Source organism: Rhizobium altiplani (assembly GCF_001542405.1).
GTDB classification, from domain to species: Bacteria; Pseudomonadota; Alphaproteobacteria; order Rhizobiales; family Rhizobiaceae; genus Rhizobium; species Rhizobium altiplani.
Genome location: NZ_LNCD01000076.1, coordinates 1 through 2,578, shown reverse-complemented (window position 1 = coordinate 2,578; position 2,578 = coordinate 1). Strand labels below are relative to the sequence as shown.

Below are 2,578 nucleotides of genomic sequence, written 5' to 3'. Positions count from 1 at the left end.
TCGAAGCCGGGTTCATAATGCCGGGTTTCTGGCATTCGAGTCCACGGTCAGGTATCCCTTCCATCCACTGGTTGACCAAACTGTATTGGTAACCGGCAGCCATGAGCACGAAGGTGTTCATTATCTGCTGATTCGACAAGCCCATGGTGGCTCATTTCAAATCCCCGCATGGATGTTTGATCCTGCGGCGAGTTCGATCGAGATTGTAGCCGAGCCGCGCCTTTCGGCAGCCAAGCTTATTGAACTGCGCGCATTCATTGATTCTCACGTACCTTTTCGCTCGGTTCAAGAAGCCGAAGGGATAAGCCATGAGAAAGCAATTTCGCATGCAATTGGATCTGTTCGTGACAGCCCGGCCGGTAGACCTGAGCGACACCCAGCGCCGGGAAGCCTTAACGCTCCTGCAATTACTGTTGACGGAAGCGGCGGCAAAGCGGTGCGCCGACGGCGGAAAGGAGGCGGGCAATGAGTAAGATTACCGCCGACCATCTTAGCCTTAGCGCCTTCGTCTACGTCCGGCAGTCGACGGCCTACCAGGTTGCCAATAACCTGGAAAGCCAACGACGGCAGTACGGCTTAGTCGAGCGTGCTCGACAGTTGGGTTGGGAGACCGTCGAGATCGTCGACGATGACCTTGGACGATCCGGAGGTGGCACCGCCCGCCCAGGATTCGAGAAGCTGTTGGCGGCGATATGTGAAGGTCGGGTGGGAGCAGTCGTATCGCTTGAGGCCTCACGTCTGGCGCGCAATGGCCGTGATTGGCATACGTTGCTGGAATTTTGTGGTCTGGTCGGCACTCTAATCGTTGACGAAGAGGCTATTTACGATCCACGCTCGCCTAACGATCGCCTCCTTCTTGGCATGAAGGGTACGATGAGCGAGATGGAGTTATCCGTGTTTCGGCAACGATCCGTCGAGGCCATGCGCCAAAAGGCGCGGCGCGGCGAACTTCATCTGACTGTTGCCGTCGGATATGTGAAGACGGATGATGCCCGTGTCGAGAAAGATCCTGATCGGCGCGTTCAGGAGAGCATTCTGCTCGTCTTTCGTAAATTCGCCGAACTGCAGACCGTCCGCCAGGTGTTGCTCTGGTTCAGACAAGAGAATGTCTTGGTTCCGTCTGTCAATCAAGGGCGCGGCAAACCGCCGATCGAGTGGAAAGCTCCGGTTTATCATACCCTTCATCACATACTGACAAACCCCGTCTACGCTGGCTCGTACGCCTACGGCCGGCGTGGGACACGGGTGATGATCAAGGATGGGCGCAAACGGATCATCCGTGATACGTTGCGGCGTAATTCGAAGGACTGGGAAGTTTTGATCCACGACCATCATGAAGGCTATATTAGCTGGGCCGAGTTTGAAAGGAATCAGCATCTGATCGCCGAGAATGCGAATGGAAAAAGCTACATGGGACGCGGTTCGATAAGGCGTGGCGAAGCTTTATTGCCTGGACTATTTCGTTGCGGTCGCTGCGGTCGTCGACTGCATATTCAATATTCTGGGAAAGGCGGCAACACGCAGCGATACGTTTGTCGCGGCACATTCGGCGACATGGCGGCTGCAAACTGCATCGGGTTCGGTGGCATGCGCGTCGATCGGGCCGTCGCGCAGGAAGTTCTCGAACGACTGCAACCCCTCGGGATCGAGGCGGCGTTGCAGGCAATGGAGGCGCACACTCAGCGTCATAGCGATAAGCGTCAGCAACTCGAGAACTCAATCAAGCAAGCACAATATGAGGCTGCTCGAGCGCGACGCCAGTATGACGCTGTCGATCCCGACAATCGGTTGGTCGCGGGCGAGTTGGAAAGACGCTGGAATGAGAAACTGATCCAATTGCGTGACCTGGAGATCGAGCTTGAGACGCTCTCGACCGACCGCGACATGCCCGCGCTATCGGCAGATGACCGTGCAAGACTGATGAAGCTCGGCAGGGACCTGGGGCAGGCATGGGACAGCCCCAGTGTATCCACCGAGACGCGCAAAAAGATCATTCGGCTACTAATCACGGAAATTGTCGTCGATATCGTCGACGACACATTGGCGATCATCATCCATTGGCAAGGTGGCGATCATACCCGGATGACAGTGAAGAAGAACAAGATCGGCCAGACCCGGTGGGCAGTTAAGGCTGATGTTGTCGATCTCGTGCGCGCCTTGGCAAGGCAGTTACCTGATTTGTCAATCGCAGCGATCCTGAACCGCTCCGGCAAGCGGACTGGGCATGGCGCCAGCTGGACACGAAGCCACGTCTGCAGTCTTCGCAACACCTACGGCATCCCCGTCTATCGGGAAGGCGAACGGGCTGAACGCGGAGAGAGAACCCTCGACGAGACCGCCGACATTCTGAAGGTAAGTCGAGCTACGGCTTATCGGATGGTAAGCAGCGGCGTCCTTCCCGCTCGACAGCTATGTGCTGGAGCGCCTTGGATCATCCAACTTTCCGACCTTCAAGACGACACTGTTCGCCGCGAAGCAGATGCCAGGCGATCAAGACGTCCGATATCTCAGGATCCGGTTCAAAATCCCCTTTTATTTTAAGGACATCGTCAGATGAGCAGTATGTCGCGCCAACGTC

General features: G+C 56.3%; 2 protein-coding genes. Both read left to right on the top strand.

Annotation, left to right across the window (positions count from 1 at the left end; translation table 11 throughout):
- Nucleotides 1–469 (top strand): DUF5372 family protein (locus tag AS026_RS40085; protein WP_235777234.1); only part of this gene is annotated, 469 nt, incomplete at its 5' end.
- Nucleotides 466–2,541 carry a recombinase family protein gene (locus AS026_RS16690; RefSeq protein WP_062370606.1) on the top strand — a complete coding sequence of 692 codons (2,076 nt, stop codon included), beginning with the start codon at nucleotides 466–468 and terminating at the stop codon, nucleotides 2,539–2,541. The genes AS026_RS40085 and AS026_RS16690, both read left to right, overlap by 4 nt.
- The last annotated feature ends 37 nt before the right edge of the window (nucleotides 2,542–2,578 follow it).

Excerpts from the sequence above, each read along its gene's own strand:
- AS026_RS16690 (WP_062370606.1), top strand. The coding sequence starts at position 466 with ATGAGTAAGATTACCGCCGACCATCTTAGCCTTAGCGCCTTCGTCTAC.